Below are 19293 nucleotides of genomic sequence, written 5' to 3'. Positions count from 1 at the left end.
GCCGACGGCACCCTGACCTGGCCTCCTCACCGGTAGCGCCCTTGGTGATCCACGCCAGAACTCACGCTCGCCCTCGGCGACTTCATGGGAAAAGGGCCAGTATCCGCCTGCCCTATCGAAGACGGCTGCCCAGTTTGAAGGCGACACTCACTCATCAGGAAACCGGTGGCCTGGGCGAGATCGCCGTGGTCTACGACCGCGAACGACCTGAGCCGGGGCGATCGCCCCGGCTCAGGTCGTCCTGCGGTATCTCGACTCAGCTCGGCGCCACCGCCCGACCGGTCTGCGGGGAGATCATCCCGGCGCACAGGTTCTTGCTGGCCAACGTCTGCGCGATGCGCGGGATCGCCGCGATCGTGTTCGCTGGCCACTCGTGCATGAGGATGATCTGCCCGTTGGTGAGGCGGTTGTTGGCGGCGACGATCGCGTCGACGCTGGCGCCGTTCCAGTCCTGGGAGTCGACGTCCCAGATGATCTGGCGCAGCCCGTACTTGGACTCGACGGCCTGCACGGTCCCGTTCGTCTCACCGTACGGCGGGCGGAACAGCCGCGGTGTGCCGCCGCCGGCGCTGGCGATCGCCTGCTGTGTGCGGGAGATCTCCGAGTCGACCTGCGCCTGGCTCTCCTGGGTCAGGTGCGGGTGGGTGTAGCTGTGGTTGCCGACCCACATGCCCGCGCTGACCTCGGCCCGGACCTGGGCGGGGAAGGACGCGGCGTACTGGCCCTCGTTGAACATCGTGGCCCGCAACCCGTTCTGCCGTAACGCGTTCAGCAGGTTCGGGGTGTTGCCGTTGGACGGACCGTCGTCGAAGGTGAGACCGACGTACCCGTTGCAGGCGGCGGGTTGTGCCGAAGCGGGCGCTCCGGCGAGGACGGTCGCCGCGGTCAGCAGCGCGACGGCCAGCCCCGTGCCGAGTGCGCGAGATTTCGTTCGCATGGCAGGGTTCCTTTCACATGCCCGGGGAGTGGGGTCAGCTCACGGTGATGTTGGAGTTGCCGCTGCTCTGGTAGCCCTCGGTCGCGAGGATCATGTAGTAGTTGAAGCTGCCGAGGTTCATACCGGCACGGGCCCACGCGTTGAAGTGGTTGTTGGTGGTGATGGTGCCGCCGGTCTTCTTCGACTGCCGCACACTCCAGTACTGGTTGAACGTCTTCGTGCCCTCGACCGACGGCGCGTTGTACCGGGTCGTCTCGTAGATGTCGTACGTGCCGCCGTCACTGGTGACCGTGCCCTTGTAGGTGCCCGTCGGCCGGTAGGTGCCCCAGTTGTCGACGATGTAGTACTCGACGAGCGGGTTGGAGGTCCACCCGTAGAGGGAGAGGTAGGCGTTGCCGGACGGGTTGAAGCTACCCGAGTAGCTCACCGTCCGCCGCGAACCGTTGCTCCATCCCTTGCCACCAACGAAGTTGCCGACATTGCTCCACTGCGTGCTGTAGTTGCCGCCACCACCGAAGTTCATGCAGACCGACCCACCACCGTCGGTCCAGAACGAGTAGTAGTAGCCGTTGTTCGTCCCGGTCTGGCTGGAACAGGTCGCGGCCACACTGGCGTTGGCGATGGCACCGGGCAGCAGCGCCATGACAAGCGCGGCGCAGAACCCACCGATGATCACCCTGACACGACTTCTCGCTCGAACCATGTGCGTACGTCCTCCTCGTCGTTGAGGTCTGGCACGGCGGCCAGGCAGCGCCGTACGAACCGACGTCCACAGTGGACCGCCGGCGTCGTACAACGCGGGGATGGGACCGACCACAAGAGCGACCTGCGAACCAGGCCTCGTGGTCAACCCGGACCGACAGCGGCAGCACCGCGTCGATACAAGCAGTGTTGGACCGACCGCAAGGAGTTGTCAACACTTTTCGGTGATGTTTCGGAACTAGAACAAAGATCCCGAAAATTAACAGAACCCGATCACCCCAGTTCAGACCCCTAAATAATCGATCAAGCAAAGCCAACCCCACCCGAAAGTCTCGCCCCAACACAATGCCCCCACCAACCCACACCGAAACTTCCGAACCCCCAATCCCAACAACCGCCACCACCCACATCACACAAACGCGCCGCGGGACGCATACCCCACAACACGAACCAGAACCACACCGGACCGAGACCACCCACACCGTGGGGCCTGCGAGGGTCGCCCCCGCAAACAATGGCGACCGACCCGGCGAGCTTGCGACAGCAAGCGAGCAGAACCGGCCAGAGGTCGTGAGCCAAACGACCAGCATAGGAACCACAACGCCGAGCCAACGACACCACTACGCAACCGGACCAAGCCGGGTCGAAACCACCCGCACCGTGGGGCCTGCGGGGGTCGCCCCCGCAGAATAATGACGACCGACCCGGCGAGCTTGCGACAGCAAGCGAGCAGGGTCGGCCAGAGGTCGTGGGGCGGGTGGGGCTCGAACCCACGGCCAAACGATTATGAGTCGTCTGCTCTAACCGACTGAGCTACCGCCCCTCAGTCGTCGCATAGGTTACTGGCTGGGGTGTCCAGCCAGGCGGTGACCTCCGCCAGCAGGCGGGACTTCTCGGCCGGCGGTGCAGCCGACGCCTGGATGCCGCCCGCCGCGATGGTGGCGAGGTCCTCGTCCGTCAGCCCCAGTGACGACCGCAGGATCTCGTACTGTCCCGCCAGTCCCACGCCGAACAGCAGCGGGTCATCGGTGGACACCGCGATCGGCACGCCGGCGGCCAGGAACGTCGTGACGGGGATCGCCGACAGTTCGTGCACGCCGAACGGCGGGTACGACGTCGGGCAGATCTCCAGCGCCACCCCACGCGACGCCAGCAGCTCGACAACCACCGGGTCGGTCGCGGCTGACGTGCCGTGCCCGATCCGGCTGGCGCCGAGAAGCTCCACGCAGTCCCGCACGTGCGTCGCCGGGGTGTAGAAGCCCGAGTGGGGTGCGGCCAGCAACCCGGCGTCGCGGGCGAGGGTGAACGCCGGCGCGAAGTCCGCCACCGAAGCCCCGCGCTCGTCGTTCGACAGTCCGAACCCGACCACGCCGTCGCCGGCGTACCGCGCGGCCAGGCGCGCCAGGGTCACGGCGTGTGACGGTGACCGGCGCCAGCTGGACGCCACCAGCACCCCGACCGGGATCGGCGCCGCGGCGGCGCCGGCGAGCACGGCCTCCAGCGCCGGCTCGAGACCGCCGAACACCGGCGCGTACGACGTCGGGTCGACCTGGATCTCCAGCCAGCCGCAGCCGTCGGCGGCGTCGTCCGTCGCCGCCTCGACGATCACCCGCTGGATGTCCGCCGGCGTGCGGAGCGCGGTGCGGGACGCGTCGTAGCGATCCTGGAAAGCCCCCCAGGTGCCGGCCGCCGTCGGCAGTGGCGGTGGCACGACGATGCCATAGCGGCCGGCCAGCTCAGCGAGCGTGGCCGGCCGCATGGCGCCCGTCAGGTGTAGATGGAGCTGCGCCTTCGGCAGCTCCCGCAGGTCACGGCTTGGCGAAGGCTGGCTCACGCAGACCGTTGCTCTGCTGCGCCGTGCCCTTGGTGCGGCCGAGGCCGGTCTTCTCCCCGACCTTGGCCCGCGCGATGCCGGCAGCGCCCTGCACGGCGGGGTGATCGGCGATCTTGCGGTACGTCCGCATGATCTGGTCGTACCGACCCCGACCGGCCTTCGCCCCCAGCACGTACCCGATCGCGGCGCCCAGGATGAACGCCTTCATGTCGTCCTCGCCTCCCATGGCTCGGCCAGCTGCTCTGGCACCATCTTCCCCCACAGCTTCCCCCTCTGCAGGAGGGTCCAAACCCGTGCGCTAGAGTTACAACTCGTCGGACCGAGTCCGACGGCGATCCTCCATAGCTCAATTGGCAGAGCATTCGACTGTTAATCGAAGGGTTGCTGGTTCGAGTCCAGCTGGAGGAGCAGGCCTCTGGCCGACCCCTGCTCGGTGCTTTGCACCTTCGCTGGGTCGGCCTGCGTTATTTTGCGGGGGCGACCCCCGCAGCCCCCACGGTGCGGTCGGTTTCGACCCAGCGTGGTTTGGTTTCGACCCAGCGTGGTTTGGTTTCGACCAAGGGTGGTTGGTTTCGACCCGGCCTGGTTGGTTTCGACCCAGCCTGGTCGGCTCGACCAGGCCTGATCGGTTCGCTCGGCCTGGTTGGTTCGGCTCGGCCTGGTTGGTTTCGACCCAGCCTGGTCGGCTCGACCAGGCCTGATCGGTTCGCTCGGCCTGGTTGGTTCGGCTCGGCCTGGTTGGTTTTGGCCAAGGGTGGATGGTTGATCATCGGATCAGCTGGTGTGGGTTTTTTGATGAATCGGTGTCATTGGTGTCATTGGTTGAGGGGTGGGTCGCCCGCTGCGGTGCGGCGGATGTTTTCCAGTTGCTCTTCTGGGAGGTCGGGGGCGGCTTCTCGTAGTCGGCGGATGAACTCGTCGGCTCTTGCGTACCGGTGTGCTCGGTCTTCGTTGTCCATGGGGGTGGGACTGCGGGGAGCCGGGGGGTGGCTCCCCGCGTCACACGATCGGGTCGAAATTACGGCTTTGGGATCGCTACCGCTGTGTACTCGGTGGTGGGGGTCGGCGTCGTGGTGAAGCGGGCGTTCGGCAGGTACAGCCGGTTTCCGAAGGACGCCATCGTCGTCGGGACGTCGAACCTCGGGTCCGTCACCGTCCTCACCAGGGACGCGCTCGTCCCGCGGCGGTCCAGTTGCAGCACCGCCACCATGTTGAACCGGTTCTGTACCACGTACAGCGTGCGCCCCGACAGCAACAGGCCGTCGCCGTTGGTGAGGATGTAGTCCAGCGCCACCTGGCGGGACACGCCGTCGAAGCCGACGCGGAACAGCTTGCCCGTGTTCGACTGCACCACCAGCAGACCGCGACCGTCCGGGGTCGGCGCGATGCCGTTGGCGTTCATGCCCTCGGCGTACACGAAGTCCCCGGTGATCGGGACGTTCGTGACCGTTCCACAGGTCAGCCGGTACAGCACGGGGTTGTTCGAGTCGGTGAACCACGCCGAGCCGCCCACCAGCGCGACGTCGTTGATGAACGTCGTGCCCGTCGCCAGCTGGTGGCTCTCGAGCACCGCACCGGTCCGCGTGTCGACCACCCGCGCGTCACCCGCGGCACCACCCGACACGTACAGCCGGCCGCGCCCGTCGAGCTTCAGCCCCACCGACGACGTGCCGGGGCCCTCACTGATGACGCGGCCCGCGCCGGTCTTCAGGTCGACCCGGTAGATGTCCCCGTTCGCGAGCGAGCCGAAGAACGCGACCGGGGCGGACCCGATCGCCACCCCCTCCGGGCGGAAACCCGCCGGCAGGGTGATGGTCGCCGGTAACGCGGGCGCGGCGGACGCGACCGCCGGGGACAGGACGAGCAGAGCAGCCAGTGCAACACCAACGCGTCGAAACATCAGAGAGTCCTAGCGTGGGAGACAGGGTCACACGACGTTACGCATTCCGGACTCTCCGGGTTCAGTTGGCAGTCGGAGGACGTCGAGCGTGGCCTGTAGCAGCACGTCACGCAGCTCCGCCTCCGCCGCCTCGACCCCGTAGTTCGACGCGGCCAGCACCGAGCCGAGCACCTCCATCGCGGCCACCGCGCGCAGCTGCTCTGCCGTGGTCGGCGCCGGGCCGGCCAGCCACCCGACGAGCCTGCGGCCCAGCGTCAGCGAGTCCTCCCACAGCGACTTGGCCACCAGCGCCACACCGGCCGGATCCCGCTGGAAGACACCGACGATCGCCCGGTTGCGCAGCAGTACGTCGAGGCACCGCTCCACGACGTGGCGCACGTTCGTCGGCGTGTGTTCCAGCGGCGCGGCGTCCTCGGCGATCGCGCGCCAGCCGGTGAGCACCGGCTCCACGACCGCCAACAACAGTGCCTGCTTCGACGAGTAGTGGTAGTACAGCGAGGCCTTCGTCAGCCCGACGCGTTCGGCGATCTCCCGCAGGCTCGTCTGCTCGAAGCCCTTGGTGGAGAACAGCTCCAGGGCTACCGCACGAATCGTCTCGCGGGTGTCCCCGTCCATCCGCGTTCCTCCTCAGCACTTTCTCAGCCCACCCACGTTACCTTTCCGCGAACGGGGAGCCTCAGACGATCTCACCTACCGGTCGGCAGGTAGACTGTGCGCGCCGTATCACCCGGGGGCGGCACTGACAGGGGAGGAACAATGTTCGAACGACTGGGACGCCTGGTCGTGCACAACCCGTGGAAAGTGATCGCGGGCTGGGTGCTGATCACCATCGCGATCGTGGCCTTCGCGCCGACGCTGTCCGACGTGACCAACAGCGACCAGGCCAACTTCCTGCCGGCGGACTACGAGTCCATCCAGGCGAACCAGGTGGCGGGGCAGGCGTTCGGCCAGAGCACCCAGGCGACCGCCACGATCGTGGTCAAGCGGCAGGACAGCCAGGTGCTGACCGGGGGTGACCAGAGCTCGGTCGGCGACCTCGCCACGACGCTCGAGGGCGCACGCATCGACCACGTCGAGCGGGTGGTGACCGGCAAGCAGTTCCTGTCCCGCAACAACAAGGTGCAGCTGGTCAACGTCGGCCTCAAGGGGCGGCCCGACGACCCAGCGCTCGTCGACGCGGTCAAGGACATCCGCGCACAGGCGACCAAGGCGCTGCGGGGTTCCAGCCTGGAGTACGCGGTCACCGGCCAGGTCGCCATGCAGGCGGACAACTCCGACGCGTTCAACACCGCGCTGCTGATCGTCGGCGCGGCCACGATCGTGCTGATCATCGGCCTGCTGCTGCTGATCTACCGCAGCCCGCTCGCCGCACTGCTGCCGATCTTCACCGTCGGCCTGGTCAGCGCCATCGCGCCGGGGCTGGTCGCGTGGCTCGCGCAGGCGTTCGACTTCCAGGTCGACCAGTCGGTGCAGATCGTGATGACGATCGTGCTGTTCGGCGTCGGCACGGACTACATCGTGTTCCTGCTGTTCCGCTTCCGGGAACGGCTGCGCGACGGCGACGACCCGAAGACCGCGCTGGTCGCCGCCGTCGCCCGGGTCGGCGAGGTCATCGCGTCCGCTGCGGCGGCGATCATCATCGCGTTCATGGCGTTGTTGCTGGCCGTGTTCGGCGCGTTCACGAGCTTCGGTCCCGGACTGTCGATCGCGGTGGCGCTGATGGCACTCGCGGCGGTCACGCTCATCCCGGCCGTGGTCTCCCTGCTCGGCACCAAGGTGTTCTGGCCGTCGAAGTCCTGGCAGCGCGCGCCGAAGGGGTCGGTGTTCCAGCGGCTCGGCAAGTTCACCGGCCGCCGGCCGGCGGTGGTGGCGGTCGCGTCCGGCGGCGTGATGGTGGCGCTGGCGCTGGGCATGATCGGCTTCAACACCGACTACGACCAGACCGGCCAGCTGCCGAGCGACACCGAGTCGGCCCGCGGCCTGGTCTACATGCAGCTGGGCTTCCCGACCGGCGCGCTGAACCCGACGTCGGTGTACGTGAAGGCCGACAGCGGCACGCTCGACCAGAAGGCGCTCACGAGGTACGCCCAGGAGCTGCAGGACGTGCCGGGTGTCGGCGGTGCGATGCCGGGACCGACCGGCCTCCCGTTCACGACCAACAAGGCCGGGAACATCGCCAAGATCGACCTGCTGCTGGACACCAGCCCGTACGCGAACGAGTCGCTCGACCTGGCCGGCGGCCCGCTGCGGGACGTGGCGCACTCCCGTGCCCCGGATGGCACCAGGGCCTACGTCGGCGGCCTGTCGTCGGTGTTCGCCGACGTCCGGGACGCCAACACCCGGGACCTGTGGGTGATCTTCCCGGTCGCCGGCGTGCTCATCGCGATCGTGCTGGGGCTGATGCTGCGCAGCATCGTGGCGCCGATCTACCTGATGCTGGCCGTGGTGCTGGGCTTCTTCAGCACGATGGGCGCGACCGTGATCGCGTTCCAGGGCATCGGTGACCGCGCGGGCGTGTCGTTCATGCTGCCGATGCTCGTGTACCTGTTCGTGGTGGCGATCGGCACGGACTACAACATCCTGATGATCGCCCGACTACGCGAGGAGGCCAAGGAGGGCCACGACCCACGCACGGCCGCCGACCTCGCGGTGGAACACGGCGGCCCGTCCGTCGGCGCGGCGGGCGTCATCCTGGCCGGCACCTTCGCCTCCATGCTGCTGGCCGGCGTGTCCTTCCTGATGGAGATGGGCTTCGCGGTCTCACTCGGCATCCTGCTGGCGGCGTTCGTGATGTCGATGTTCCTGGTCCCGAGCGTGACGGCACTGCTGGGCCACGCCGCCTGGTGGCCCGGCCACAGCGACCGCGCGACGGCCAAACCCCCAACGGAACGACGCGACCCAGCTCCAGTCGCGTAACCCGTCACGGAAGGCGCTGTCGGGACATTGAACGTCTCGACAGCGCCTTTCATGGCACTCGGGCCACGGCGAAGACGCGGCGGAACGGGAACCAGGTAGTGCCGTCGGCGCGTCGCGGGTACTCGGCGCGTAGTGTCGAGGCCAGCTCGGCGCGGAACCGCTGCCAGTCGTCGTCGGGGAGGGCGTTGCGGATCGGGCGCAGTGCGGTGCCGGTGATCCACTCCAGGACGGGGTCCTCGCCGGTCAGGCGCTGGACGTAGGTGGTCTCCCAGGCGTCGACCTCGCAGCCCGCGTCGGACAGCAGCGCCGCGTACCCGGCGGGATCGAGCACCGCGTCCTCCTCGCGCAGCACTACCGAGTCGAGCCGGTCGCGCCACGCGTCCGAGGCGGCCAGTTCCCGCGTGCGCACGTGGGACGGCGCGTCGAAGTTGCCCGGTACCTGCAGCGCCAGACATGCGCCGTGCGGCAGCCGCTTGACCCATCGCGCCAGCAGTTCGTCGTGTCCGGGCACCCACTGCAGCACCGCGTTCGTCACCACGACATCGGTGTCCGCGGCCGGCTGCCACTCCCGAACGTCGAGCACGGTCGCGTCGATCCCGCGTTCCCGTGCCGCCGACACCATCTCGGGCGACGAGTCGGACGCCTCCACGACGGCGGACGGCCAGCGCTGTGCCAGGGCGAGAGTCAGGTGACCCGGTCCGCAGCCCAGGTCGACGACGCGGCGGGGCGCCTCGGCGGAGATCCGAGCGATGAGGTCGAAGAACGGCCGCGAGCGGTGGTCGTCGAACGCCAGGTACTTCTGGGGATCCCACATGACGCATCCTCCACAGCAAACCGTACGTACGTACTGCTTACTCTAGCGCCTCGCGGATCCTCTCGGCCACCTCCGCGGCCAACGCACGCACCGCGTCCTGGTCGGTCCCCGGGTCCGGCCGCACCTGCAACACGATCCCGTCTCGCCCCGGCACCTTGCGCTGCACGAACCACGCCCCGCCGCCGGGCAGGTCCCGGTGGTGGCGCGACCGGATCGACCCGGTCACCCGCTGGTGCACGGCGTGCGGCAGCTTGCCCGGATCGACCAGCGGGTACCGCCGGGCCGGCCGATCCTTCAGCAGCACCGCCTCGCCGGCCGTGCCGACCTCGTCCGCCTCGATGACGACCAGCTCGCCGTCGCCCCAGGTGACCTTGGTGAGCATGTGCCAGCCGATGCGCCGCGGCCCGTCCTCGGTGGGCACCCACAACCCGAGCGACGTCGCGACCAGGTAGCCGCCGGTCCGCACCTCGGCCACGCTGGCGACGCTCTCATGCGGCTCGAGCGTGCCCGCGAAGTCCGGCGGCGTCCCGTCGCCGACGATCTTGTCGAGCAGCCTGCGGAACAGGGTCATGAGAGACCTCCAGCCGCCTGTTCGCCGAGCGCCTTGTAGTACTGCTCCAGCGCGACCAGGTCGCCCCAGAGCGTGCGGGCCTCGTCCGGCTCCTCGATGGGTGACAGCCGCTGCAACCGCGACTTGATGTCCGCGATCTGCCCCGCGAGCAGCTGCCGCTGCAGGGCGGCGAGCATCCCCGAGGCGTACCGGTCGAGCATGTTCTGCCTGGCCGGGATGGCTTCGACGGCCAGCTCGGTGACCAGCGACCGCACCGTGCCGGCCGTACAGCACTTGCTGACCGCGTCGAGCAGTTCCGCACCCGCGAGCCCGCTGGCCGTGCCGCCCGCCTGCAGCACGGCCCGGTGCAGCTCCGCGTACGCGGGATGGGTGAACACCTCCAGCGGCAGCGAGTCGTACATCGGCCCGGCGAACGCGGGCTCCTGCAGCGCCAGCTTGATCACCTCGCGCTGGACGTGCAACTGCGGGTCACGCGGGTTCGGCCGCGGTGGTCCATCGACGTCGACGGCGAGCGCGCCCTGGTTGGGGTCGGCCGGTTTGCCCCGCGAACCCGTCGGCGCGGGCCGGCCGCCCGCGGACTCCCGCACGCGGCGCACGACGGTCGCCGTGTCCTCCCAGCCGACCCAGCCGGCGAGCTGGCGGGCGTACTCGTCCCGCAGGGAGGAGTCCTTGATCCGCGCCACCATCGGCACCGTCCGGCGCAACGCCTCGACCCGGCCCTCCGCGTTGTCCAGGTTGTGGTCGGCCAGCTCAGTTTTGATCGCGAACTCGAACAGCGGGCGCCGGCGGGCGATCAGGTCGCGGACCGCGGGCTCCCCCTTGGACTGCCGCAGCTCGCACGGGTCCTGACCGTCCGGAGCGATCGCGATGAACGTCTGCGCGGCGAACCTCTGGTCCTCGTCAAAGGCCTTGCGCGCGGCCTTCTGCCCCGCCTCGTCGCCGTCGAAGGTGAAGATCACCTCGCCGCGGAACGCGTCGTCGTCCATGAGCAGCCGGCGCAGCACGGTGATGTGCTCGGTGCCGAACGCCGTGCCGCAGGAGGCGACCGCGGTGGGCACGCCGGACGCGTGCATGGCCATGACGTCCGTGTAGCCCTCCACTACCACGACCTGGTGCCGGCGCGCGATCTCGCGCTTGGCGAGGTCCAGCCCGAACAGCACCTGCGACTTCTTGTAGATCGGGCTCTCACTGGTGTTGAGGTACTTGGCCTGGATCTGGTCGTCGTCGTACAGCCGCCGCGCGCCGAAGCCGACGACGTCGCCGCCGAGGTCCCTGATCGGCCACAGCAGCCTGCGGTGGAACCGGTCGATCGGCCCCTGCCGACCCTCCCGCGAGAGCCCGCCCTTGATCAGCTCCTGGAGGTCGAACCCGCGGCCCAGCAGGTGCTTGGTGAGCTTGTCCCAGCCGGCCGGGGCATAGCCGCAGCCGAACTGCAGGGCCATGGCCTGGTCGAACCCGCGCTCGGCCAGGAACTCGCGGGCCGCGATCGCGTCGGGGGTCGTCAGCTGGTCGGCGTAGAACTCCGCGGCGGCCTTGTGCGCGTCGACCAGCCGGGTCCTGGTGCCCTTGTCCCGCTGCCGGGTCGGTGCGCCGCCTTCGTAGGTCAGCTGTATGCCACCGCGTTCGGCGAGCCGCTCGACCGCTTCCACGAAGCTCAGGTGGTCGATCTTCATCAGGAACGCGATGACGTCGCCGCCCTCGCCGCAGCCGAAGCAGTGGAACGTGCCGTGCGTGGGCCGCACGTTGAACGACGGGGTCTTCTCGTCGTGGAACGGGCACAGGCCCTTCAGCGCGCCGCCACCGGCACGGCGCAACGACACGTACTCACCCACGAGGTCGTCGATCCGACTGCGGTCGCGGACCTGCGCGATGTCGCTTTCCCGGATCCGTCCTGCCACGTTGCCCGAGTTTAGGCGTCCCCACCGACAGTAGGATCGGGGGTGTGACAACCACCGACGAGGTCCTCGCCAAGGAGTTCTCGTCGCACCGGGGACACCTGATCGGCGTGGCGTACCGACTGACCAGCACGATCTCCGACGCCGAGGACGCGGTGCAGGAGGCGTGGCTGCGGCTGTCCGGGCTCGACGAGAGCCGGCGCGCGCAGATCCAGGACCTGCGCGGCTGGCTCACCACGGTCGTCGGCCGGATCTGCCTCGACCGCCTGCGCTCGGCCGCGGCGCGGCGGGAGCGGTACGTCGGGCCGTGGCTGCCGGAACCGGTCGTGACCCCGTTCGTCACCCCGCCGAGCGATGACCCGCTCGAGACGGTCGTGCGGGACGAGCAGGTGCGGCTGGCCGCGCTGGTGGTACTGGACAAGCTGACACCGGAGCAGCGGATCGCGTTCGTGCTGCACGACGCGTTCTCGGTGCCGTTCGGCGAGATCGCCGGCCTCCTCGGCGTGAGCGAGGCGACCGCGCGGCAGCACGCGTCCCGCGGCCGGCGCGCGGTGGCGGACGCGGAAGTGCCGGACCCCACCGACCTGGCCGAGCAGCGGGCGGTCGTGGAGAAGCTGGTGACCGCGCTCGCGAGCGGCGACCTGGACGGCGTGGTCGCGGCACTGCACCCGGACGCCGTGCTCATCGGCGACAGCGACGGCAAGGCCTCCACCGCCCGCCGGCACATCGTCGGTTCCGACAAGATCACCCGGTTCCTGGCGGGTCTGGCCAGGATGTACGGCGTGCACCGGCTCACCACCGGCGAACTGGTGCTGGTCAACGGCGATCTCGGGGTGATGTTCCCGGAGCTGCCCGCGGAGCCGGGCTTCCGCGCGCTCAGCCGGAGGGTCACGACGTTCGAGATGCGCGACGGGCGGATCCGGCGGATCTACGACATCGCCAATCCCGACAAGCTCACGCACGTCCGGCTCTGAGGTCGGCTTCCGGCAGGCGGCACGACGCTCACCGGCGTGGTCGTCATCGCGCGAGCCGTTCCTGACGCGTGTGGGTCGGTGAGGTGTGGACGAGGAGGAGTGCCGTTATGGGGCAGGGTTGCTGACCCGAGCGAGGAAGTACACGACACCGGTCTCCTGGTGGCGCACCACGAGCAGGAACGGGCGGTTCACGTGCACCTCGATCGGCTTGTCCGTCGTCATCGAGACCATGCGCATCATGACCGCGGTGGCCGCGGCGCCCTCGAAGCCCTGCTCGTCGATCTTGAGCACGGACTCGTGCAGCACCCGCTGGACCGCGATCCGCGCGGCGGTGATCCCACTGAGGTCCGCGGCGTTGGTGAACACCGTGTGCACGCCGAGCTGGATGAGCGGGTCCGCCAGCTCGACCTGCGTCCGCACCGTCACCTTGGGCAGCAGCAGGTTGACCTGCCGCGGGCGTGGCGCGTCGAGCAGGTTGGCCAGCAGGTCGGCGTCCAGCTCCGGCTCGGCGCTCGCGAGGTCACCGTCGGGCAGCAGCACGGCGGCCTCGACCCCGCCGATCGCGGGAAGCCGGACGACCTGCCAGCCGTCCGTGGCCGCGTGGCCGACCCGCTCGGACAGCGCCATCGTCGGCACCTCGACCGTCCCGCCCGGGGCGTGGAACGGCAGCGGTGTGGTGGCGCCCTCGGTGAACCGGAACCGCCACGCGCACTTCAGGTAGAGCGCGTTGACCAGCGCCGACACCGTCTCCGCGGTGATCGCGCCCGGCGGCAGCAGCTCGGGGATGAGGTCCCTGGTCGTCTTGGCGATGTCCAGGTTGATCAGCTGGCGGGCTCCTCCCGGGTCCTGCTGGAACGGTGCACTCTGGACCACCCCGTTCGACCAGCGCCCCAGCTCATCGACGAACGAGGCCAGGACCTCGACCGACTCGTCGGTCCAGAGCGTGTTGGCCACGGCGATGACCGGCTCGTCCTCGTTGTCGCGGGCCGGCGCGAGGACGCCCGCACGCTGCAGCAGCGCACCGAGCTGTCCGATGTCACCGGACTTCTCGCCGGTGAGCACGAACGCCAGCTCGTCACGGGTCATCCCGCGGGCGCCCTGCGTGAGCAGCCCCAGCGCGCTCGCGACCGAGAACGGCGACCAGCACGCGTTGGCGGTCAGGTCGGGCGCGGTGACCCGGTGCAGGTTGAGCGTGAACGCGAGGTGCGTCACCGGCGCGGATCCGGCAGCGTGACCGCGAACTGCGGCTGAGGCGTGGGCAGCTCCCCCGCGTCGGCTCGTGGCCCCAACGGTTTCGGGTGCCGCGGCTCGCGCACACCGGCCGAGCCGGCGTCATCGCCGCCGTCGTCACCGAACCTCGGGTCGAAGTCCTTCGTGCCGGTGGCCGGCACGGGCTCGCGCTTGGGGCTCCGGTACGCGAGGCGCCGGGCCACCTTGCCGCGGCGCCGGCCCTTCTCGTCCGCCGGTCGCTTCGCTTCGTCTCTGGCCATGCTGGTGGCTCCTCCCCGGTTCACGTCGAGTGTGCCACGTCACTCCCCTCTTGTCCGCCGACGAACGCCCGGTGCCAGCTGACCGCCTGGGCGTCGGTCAGCGAGGCCACCTGGTCGACCACCACGCGCAGCCGGCCGGCATCGCTCGCGGCGGCCCTCCAGGCGGGCACGAACACCGGCTCCAACGCGTCCGGTGCGCGCCGGATCAGCACCGCCACCAACTCGCCGAGCAGCTCCCGTTGCCGGGCCTGGAGCGCGAGCCGCTGCGGGTCGCTCATCACGTACCGCAGCGCGACCGCCTTCAGCAGCGCCACCTCGGCCGCCACCCGCGGCGGGATGACGAGATCGGCGTTGTACCGGGTCAGTGCGCCGTCGCCGTGCGCGCGGCGCGTCCCGGTGACGGCGGCCGAGACGAACCGGCCGACCAGTTCGCTCGTCAGCCGCTTGAGCGCGACCTGGGCGCCGAGCGAACCGTCGTACCCGGCGACCGTCACGTCGGCCACGACCGGCAACCGCACCAGATCCCGCGCCGCGTCCTCCAGTCCGGACACCGGCTCGGGGCTGAAGTGCTTGGCCGCCAGCTCGGCGACCGCCGCCAGCTCGACCGGATCGGTCAGCTCGGCCAACGAGATACGCCCTGCGCGTACGCCGTCCTCCACGTCGTGGACCGAGTAGGCGACGTCGTCGGCCCAGTCCATGATCTGCGCCTCGAGACAGCGCCTTCGGGCCGGCGCGCCATCTCGGAGCCAGTCGAAGACGGGCCGGTCGTCCTCGTAGACGCCGAACTTGACCGTGCCGGCGGTGCGTGGCCACGGGTACTTGGTGGCGGCGTCGAGCGAGGCGCGGGTGAGGTTGAGGCCGCGGTCGGCGATCTTGGGCTCGAGTCGGGTGAGGATCCGCAGGGTCTGCGCGTTGCCCTCGAACCCGCCGCACGTCCGGGCGGCCTCGTCGAGCGCGCGCTCGCCGTTGTGCCCGAAGGGCGGGTGGCCGATGTCGTGGGCGAGGCCGGCGAGGTCGACGACGTCCGGGTCGCAGCCCAGCTCCTCGGCGATGCCCCGGCCGATCTGCGCGACCTCAAGCGAGTGGGTGAGCCGGGTGCGCGGCACACCGCTGACCTCCGAGCCCTCGCCGGGCCCGACGACCTGCGTCTTGCCGGCCAGGCGGCGCAGGGCGGCCGAGTGCAGCACGCGCGCCCGGTCGCGGTCGAAAGGGCTGCGGCGCGACGGCCACGCGTCGGCCAGCAGGGCGTCTTTCTCCTGCTCAGCGACAAGGCGAGCGGTGTCGTGCTCGCCGTACCCGATGGTCATGGCCGGAGGCTACTTGTCCGCACCGACATCTCCGGCGCCGTCGGCCGGCGCCCTGGTCGCGCGGTAGTACAGGAGCGCGGCCGTCTCGTAGAAGATGTAGCGGATCTGGGTCTGTCTCGTCTGGACGATCGGACCGCTGTGCGTCGGCGACGTCCAGGCGTCGAGGCCCACGTCGGAGGCCATGGTCCTGGCCCGCAGCGAGTGCCACGGGTCGCTCACGATCACCGCGGTCCGCCAGCCCCGCTCGTGGATGCGCTCGGCGGCGGCCCTGAGGCTGCCGAGGGTGTCGTTGCCCTCGGCGACCGGGATGACCCTGTTCTGGGGCACCCCGTGCTCGGTGAGCCAGCGAACACCCGCGGTGGCCTCGGTGTAGAGGTCGCCTGGCCGGTTGCCGCCGGTGGTCACGATGTAGGGGGCGACGCGCTGGTCGTAGAGGTTCTTGGCGTGCCGGAGCCGGGCCTCGAGCACCTTGGACGGGGTGCCGTCGTACTGGGCCGCACCGAGCACGAGCACCACGTCCGCCGTGGACCGGTCGTCGACACGGCCGACCTGCCAGACCCGGAAGCCGGTGCCACCGACGACGAGCACGCCGACCAGCAGCACGCCGAGCACGAGACGCCGCAGGAAGCGGCGCGCAGGTCTCGGCTCTCCCGGGTTCACCGGACCCATCCTTCCAGATACGGACAGCAAACGTCGGATACTACCCGCGACCACCGACACCAGCGGCTCCTCGGCGGCTCCCTGACCAGGAGTTATCCACAACCCATCCACTTATCCACATCTTGATCTTCCCCGCTGGCCACCCCCTCCCCCACCCGCTTTGCTTGTCCCATGACCCACAACCGCGCCGCCCTCAACCTCGACGCCATCCCCACCGTCTTCGACCACCTGCTCGCCCCGGTGCGAGAACTGCACGCGCTGGGCGTGTCCGCACATGCCATCTCCGAGCGCTGCCAACCGGGCGGTCCATGGCAACGCCTGGAACCGAACCTGATCCTGCTGACCGACGAGCCGCCGAACCGAACGCAGCGCATCCACGCGGCCCTGAAGGCGGCCGGCACGGGGGCGGTACTGACCGGCCTGGATGCGCTGAAGCTGCACGGGATGTCCGGCGCCCAACTCCAGTCCTCGATCCACATACTGATGCCGGCCCACCGCCGACAACCCAGGCTGGTGGACGGGGTCTACTTCGACCGTACCCAACAGCTCCCCGAAGCACTGCTGGTGAACGGCTTCCCAGTGGCCCCACTCCCGCGAGCCACAGTGGACACCGTACGCAGGACCAAGGTGTCCAAACACGTGGAGGACCTACTGGCCGAAACCATCTACAAGGGAAAGGTGACCCCGGCAACCCTGCGCGACGAGCTGGACCGAGCAGGCGGCAGAGGCCTGACCCTCCCCCGACGAAAACTGGCGGAGATAGACGACAAGGTCCGCTCCATGGCACGGGTCTGGGCCAAGCGCCTGGTGCAGCAGGCAGGCCTACCCATGCCCGAGTGGCAAGTCCCGATCACCTCCCCGAACGACACCCACATAGCGACGGCAGACGCCTGGTGGGACGAGGTGGGCCTGGCCTGGGAGGTCGACTCGTACGCGTTCGACCTGTCCCCGGTGGACGCCACAGCCGCCCTGACAAGAGCGGCCCGCCTCACCGCACACGGCGTCCTGGTGGTGCACACGTCCCCAACCCAACTACGCGAAGAACCGTCCAGAGTGGCCGCCCTACTCCGCGCCGCCTACGAACGAGCCAAGGCCCGCCCGAAACCGGAGGTAAAAGCCCAGTGCAACCCGCCGAAACCCAAACGCTCAACACCCCCGACACCCACTCCGCTCAACAAGACCCCCAAACCGGAGCCTCGTCCCGACCAAACACTCCAGAAAGCTCCCGACCCGGAAGCCCAGCACCCCCAGGAAACCACTCACCCCACCCACTCCACCCCGAAGACTCCCGAGCCCTGACACGCCAGAACACCACCCAACCCCAGAACACCACACGGCTCCACACCACCCGACTCCAGAACAGCACACGGCTCCAGGACAGCTCTCAACCCCAGGAAGCCTCGCAGCTCCACGAAGCCTCGCAGCCCCACGACCCGGCTCCACCTCAAGACAACTCTCCCTCCCAAGACAACTCCCACCCCCGAGACACCGCACAGCCCCATGACACCTCCCAACCTCAAGACACCCCACAACCCCGACACACCTCCCAACCTCAAGACGCTTCACAACCTCACAACACCTCCCAGCCCCAAGACACCCCACAATCTCAAGGCATCTCCAAGACCCAAGGCAACCCCGAGCCCCAAGACAACTCACGGCCCCAACACACGACACAGCCCCAAGACAACTTCCAGCCCCGGGAGGCCCCTCAACTCCTGGCAAGCCGTGACGTCCCCCAGGTCATGACCAACCGCAGGGCAGCCACCCGCCTGAGAACCCTGATAGCCCAACTGAACCAGCAACCCCCACCACTGAGCACCCGCCTGATCACAACCCTGACCCCAACCCCGGAGGAACGCCAACTGCTGTCCATCCCCCGCCCAACCCCGGAGGAAGCCGCCGCATGACCTCAAAACCGCCCAACCGAAAGGAGTCCAATCAGGACAAAGCGCACCATCGCACACCCGGTCTCCGCGACCTGCCCGGACCTGCCTTCGCCGCACCTGTTGCAGACAGCACCCGCCGATCGTAATCGGTCACCACCAACGACTGCTTCCCCTCGGTGACGTGCGGCCGCAGGAGGGTTGCCGTGACGCGGCTCCGTGATCCGCAGCCCGAGCAGCTCGCCGTCGAACGGTGACGGTCCTTCGGCACAAGTCGACTCCTGCCGTGTCGGAGGAATGCTCGGAACCTGTGGATGGCTGGGAAGGGGCGTTCCTTCCCGGTGGCCGGATGAAGATTCCAAGCATGGTCGACGCGCCAACGTCGGCCGGGAAGGTACGGCCCGGTGCTCACCGTAGCCCTGATCCTGCTGCTGGCGTTGAGAGTCGTCCTGCCGGCTCGTCGTCGTTGATCGATGAGATCGTACGCGAGGGTGCACGCCGGATGCCGGCCGAGGCCCTGCAATCCGAGGTGGACGCCTGTATCGCACGGTTCGTCGGCGAGCGCGGCCACCGCCTGGTGGTGCACGACGGCTACCACGAGTCCCGCGAGGTGGTCACTTCCGCGGGGGCGGTGGAGGTGACCGCGTCGCGGGTCGACGACAAGCGCATCGACCCCGACACCGGCGAGCGGATGCGGTTCACCTCGGCGATCCTGCCGCCGTGGGCGCGCGAAACCCCGAAGATCACCGAGGTCCTGCCGCTGCTGTAGCTGCATGGTCTCTCGTCGGGGGATCTCGTGCCGCCGGCGTGCGCTTCGACCGGGACAAGCTCGTCGAGCGCCCGCCCAGCCCGACTCCGGCCAACACCGGAAGCGGCATGATCAACCCAGTCAACGTCATCAGTATCAGGAACGGGGACACCTCGATGGACGACGGATCGGCGCGCAGCGTGGTCATGCGCTACTTCGACATGTGGAACACCGGCGACACCACGATCGCCGACCAGATCCTGCACCCCGACTGGGTCGACCATGCCCACCCCGAGGTCGGCGGACCCGCCGGCGTCAAACAGGCCGTGCAGACCATCCGGGCCGCACGTCCGGACCTGCACTTCACCATCCACAGCATCCTGAGCGACAACGACCTCATCGCCGTCGTGGGCTCGATTGGCCAGCCGCAACAGACCACCAACTCACCCGGCCACCTGATCTGGCTGATCCGCCCCCTCAACGGCCTCATGGCCGAGATGTGGACCTACCAGCAGAACCAACCACCACGCTGAAAACTTCACCCAGGTATTGACAATTGCTCGCCGTGTCGCGTGGCGGATATGCGCGGCTGGCGCGTTGGCCAGCGCCGCAGCGGTCGATTTGGCATGCTGCCCAGGAGGGCACGGGCGGGCGGCACACCA

Annotated in this window: 17 protein-coding genes, 2 tRNA genes and 1 pseudogene; 6 read left to right on the top strand and 14 right to left on the bottom strand. The window is 69.1% G+C overall.

Annotated elements, in window-relative coordinates; translation table 11 throughout:
• Positions 1-256: 256 nt before the first annotated feature.
• The 5 genes from ACJ73U_RS27730 to ACJ73U_RS27710 form a co-directional block, all read right to left on the bottom strand.
• The gene (locus ACJ73U_RS27730; protein WP_407780657.1) at positions 257-937 is read right to left on the bottom strand and encodes a polysaccharide deacetylase family protein; all 681 of its coding nucleotides are present in this window, start codon (positions 935-937) and stop codon (positions 257-259) included.
• Between the two features lie 34 nt (positions 938-971).
• On the bottom strand, positions 972-1580 hold the full coding sequence (locus ACJ73U_RS27725) for a glycoside hydrolase family 11 protein (protein WP_407780661.1): 609 nt from the start codon (positions 1578-1580) through the stop codon (positions 972-974).
• Between the two features lie 808 nt (positions 1581-2388).
• A tRNA-Ile gene (locus tag ACJ73U_RS27720) sits at positions 2389-2462 on the bottom strand.
• Entirely contained in the window at positions 2463-3473 is a 1011-nt protein-coding gene (add, locus tag ACJ73U_RS27715) for an adenosine deaminase (RefSeq protein WP_407780656.1), read from the bottom strand.
• Entirely contained in the window at positions 3448-3681 is a 234-nt protein-coding gene (locus ACJ73U_RS27710) for a hypothetical protein (protein WP_407780655.1), read from the bottom strand. The genes add and ACJ73U_RS27710 overlap by 26 nt, the downstream gene beginning before the upstream one ends.
• A gap of 127 nt (positions 3682-3808) precedes the next feature.
• On the opposite strand from ACJ73U_RS27710, the gene ACJ73U_RS27705 reads away from it, so the two are divergent.
• Positions 3809-3881, top strand: a tRNA-Asn gene (locus ACJ73U_RS27705).
• Between the two features lie 610 nt (positions 3882-4491).
• Here ACJ73U_RS27705 and ACJ73U_RS27700 read toward each other — a convergent pair.
• Together ACJ73U_RS27700 and ACJ73U_RS27695 are read right to left on the bottom strand one after the other, a co-directional pair.
• A complete protein-coding gene (locus ACJ73U_RS27700) occupies positions 4492-5373 on the bottom strand; it encodes an SMP-30/gluconolactonase/LRE family protein (RefSeq protein ID WP_407780654.1) in 882 nt (293 codons plus the stop codon).
• 27 nt (positions 5374-5400) lie between these two features.
• Positions 5401-5988 carry a TetR/AcrR family transcriptional regulator gene (locus ACJ73U_RS27695; RefSeq protein WP_407780653.1) on the bottom strand — a complete coding sequence of 196 codons (588 nt, stop codon included), beginning with the start codon at positions 5986-5988 and terminating at the stop codon, positions 5401-5403.
• Positions 5989-6129: 141 nt separating this feature from the next.
• Here ACJ73U_RS27695 and ACJ73U_RS27690 point away from each other — a divergent pair, with 141 nt between their 5' ends.
• On the top strand, positions 6130-8289 hold the full coding sequence (locus ACJ73U_RS27690) for an MMPL family transporter (protein ID WP_407780652.1): 2160 nt from the start codon (positions 6130-6132) through the stop codon (positions 8287-8289).
• A 49-nt stretch (positions 8290-8338) separates the two neighbouring features.
• On the opposite strand, the gene ACJ73U_RS27685 is transcribed toward ACJ73U_RS27690, so the two are convergent.
• The 3 genes from ACJ73U_RS27685 to dnaG are packed head-to-tail and all read right to left on the bottom strand — an operon-like array spanning position 8339 to position 11572.
• A complete protein-coding gene (locus tag ACJ73U_RS27685; RefSeq protein WP_407780651.1) occupies positions 8339-9103 on the bottom strand; it encodes a trans-aconitate 2-methyltransferase in 765 nt (254 codons plus the stop codon).
• A 37-nt stretch (positions 9104-9140) separates the two neighbouring features.
• Positions 9141-9674 carry a hypothetical protein gene (locus ACJ73U_RS27680; protein ID WP_407780650.1) on the bottom strand — a complete coding sequence of 178 codons (534 nt, stop codon included), beginning with the start codon at positions 9672-9674 and terminating at the stop codon, positions 9141-9143.
• A complete protein-coding gene (gene dnaG, locus ACJ73U_RS27675) occupies positions 9671-11572 on the bottom strand; it encodes a DNA primase (protein WP_407780649.1) in 1902 nt (633 codons plus the stop codon). Before dnaG ends, ACJ73U_RS27680 begins: the two co-directional genes overlap by 4 nt.
• Before the next feature lie 35 nt (positions 11573-11607).
• Here dnaG and ACJ73U_RS27670 point away from each other — a divergent pair, with 35 nt between their 5' ends.
• Entirely contained in the window at positions 11608-12543 is a 936-nt protein-coding gene (locus ACJ73U_RS27670; protein WP_407780660.1) for a sigma-70 family RNA polymerase sigma factor, read from the top strand.
• Positions 12544-12648: 105 nt separating this feature from the next.
• Here ACJ73U_RS27670 and ACJ73U_RS27665 read toward each other — a convergent pair whose 3' ends face one another.
• The 4 genes from ACJ73U_RS27665 to ACJ73U_RS27650 are packed head-to-tail and all read right to left on the bottom strand — an operon-like array spanning position 12649 to position 16000.
• On the bottom strand, positions 12649-13755 hold the full coding sequence (locus ACJ73U_RS27665; RefSeq protein ID WP_407780648.1) for a serpin family protein: 1107 nt from the start codon (positions 13753-13755) through the stop codon (positions 12649-12651).
• Positions 13752-14033 (bottom strand): hypothetical protein, encoded by a 282-nt coding sequence (locus tag ACJ73U_RS27660; RefSeq protein WP_407780647.1) that lies wholly within the window; start codon positions 14031-14033, stop codon positions 13752-13754. The genes ACJ73U_RS27665 and ACJ73U_RS27660 overlap by 4 nt, the downstream gene beginning before the upstream one ends.
• 20 nt (positions 14034-14053) lie before the next feature.
• A complete protein-coding gene (locus ACJ73U_RS27655) occupies positions 14054-15340 on the bottom strand; it encodes a deoxyguanosinetriphosphate triphosphohydrolase (protein ID WP_407780646.1) in 1287 nt (428 codons plus the stop codon).
• Positions 15341-15349: 9 nt separating this feature from the next.
• The gene (locus ACJ73U_RS27650) at positions 15350-16000 is read right to left on the bottom strand and encodes a YdcF family protein (RefSeq protein WP_407780645.1); all 651 of its coding nucleotides are present in this window, start codon (positions 15998-16000) and stop codon (positions 15350-15352) included.
• Between the two features lie 171 nt (positions 16001-16171).
• On the opposite strand from ACJ73U_RS27650, the gene ACJ73U_RS27645 reads away from it, so the two are divergent.
• From ACJ73U_RS27645 to ACJ73U_RS27635, 3 genes and pseudogenes are all read left to right on the top strand, one after another.
• Positions 16172-17299 carry a hypothetical protein gene (locus tag ACJ73U_RS27645; RefSeq protein ID WP_407780644.1) on the top strand — a complete coding sequence of 376 codons (1128 nt, stop codon included), beginning with the start codon at positions 16172-16174 and terminating at the stop codon, positions 17297-17299.
• A gap of 1050 nt (positions 17300-18349) precedes the next feature.
• Positions 18350-18649 (top strand): annotated as a pseudogene (locus ACJ73U_RS27640) (IS256 family transposase); the annotation flags it as partial.
• A gap of 110 nt (positions 18650-18759) precedes the next feature.
• The gene (locus ACJ73U_RS27635) at positions 18760-19164 is read left to right on the top strand and encodes an ester cyclase (RefSeq protein ID WP_407780643.1); all 405 of its coding nucleotides are present in this window, start codon (positions 18760-18762) and stop codon (positions 19162-19164) included.
• Positions 19165-19293: the final 129 nt, after the last annotated feature.

This window comes from Actinophytocola sp. (genome assembly GCF_045807065.1).
Classification (GTDB): Bacteria; Actinomycetota; Actinomycetes; order Mycobacteriales; family Pseudonocardiaceae; genus Actinophytocola.
The sequence above is the reverse complement of the archived record's forward strand: the minus strand, read 5'-3'. Positions and strand labels throughout refer to the sequence as shown.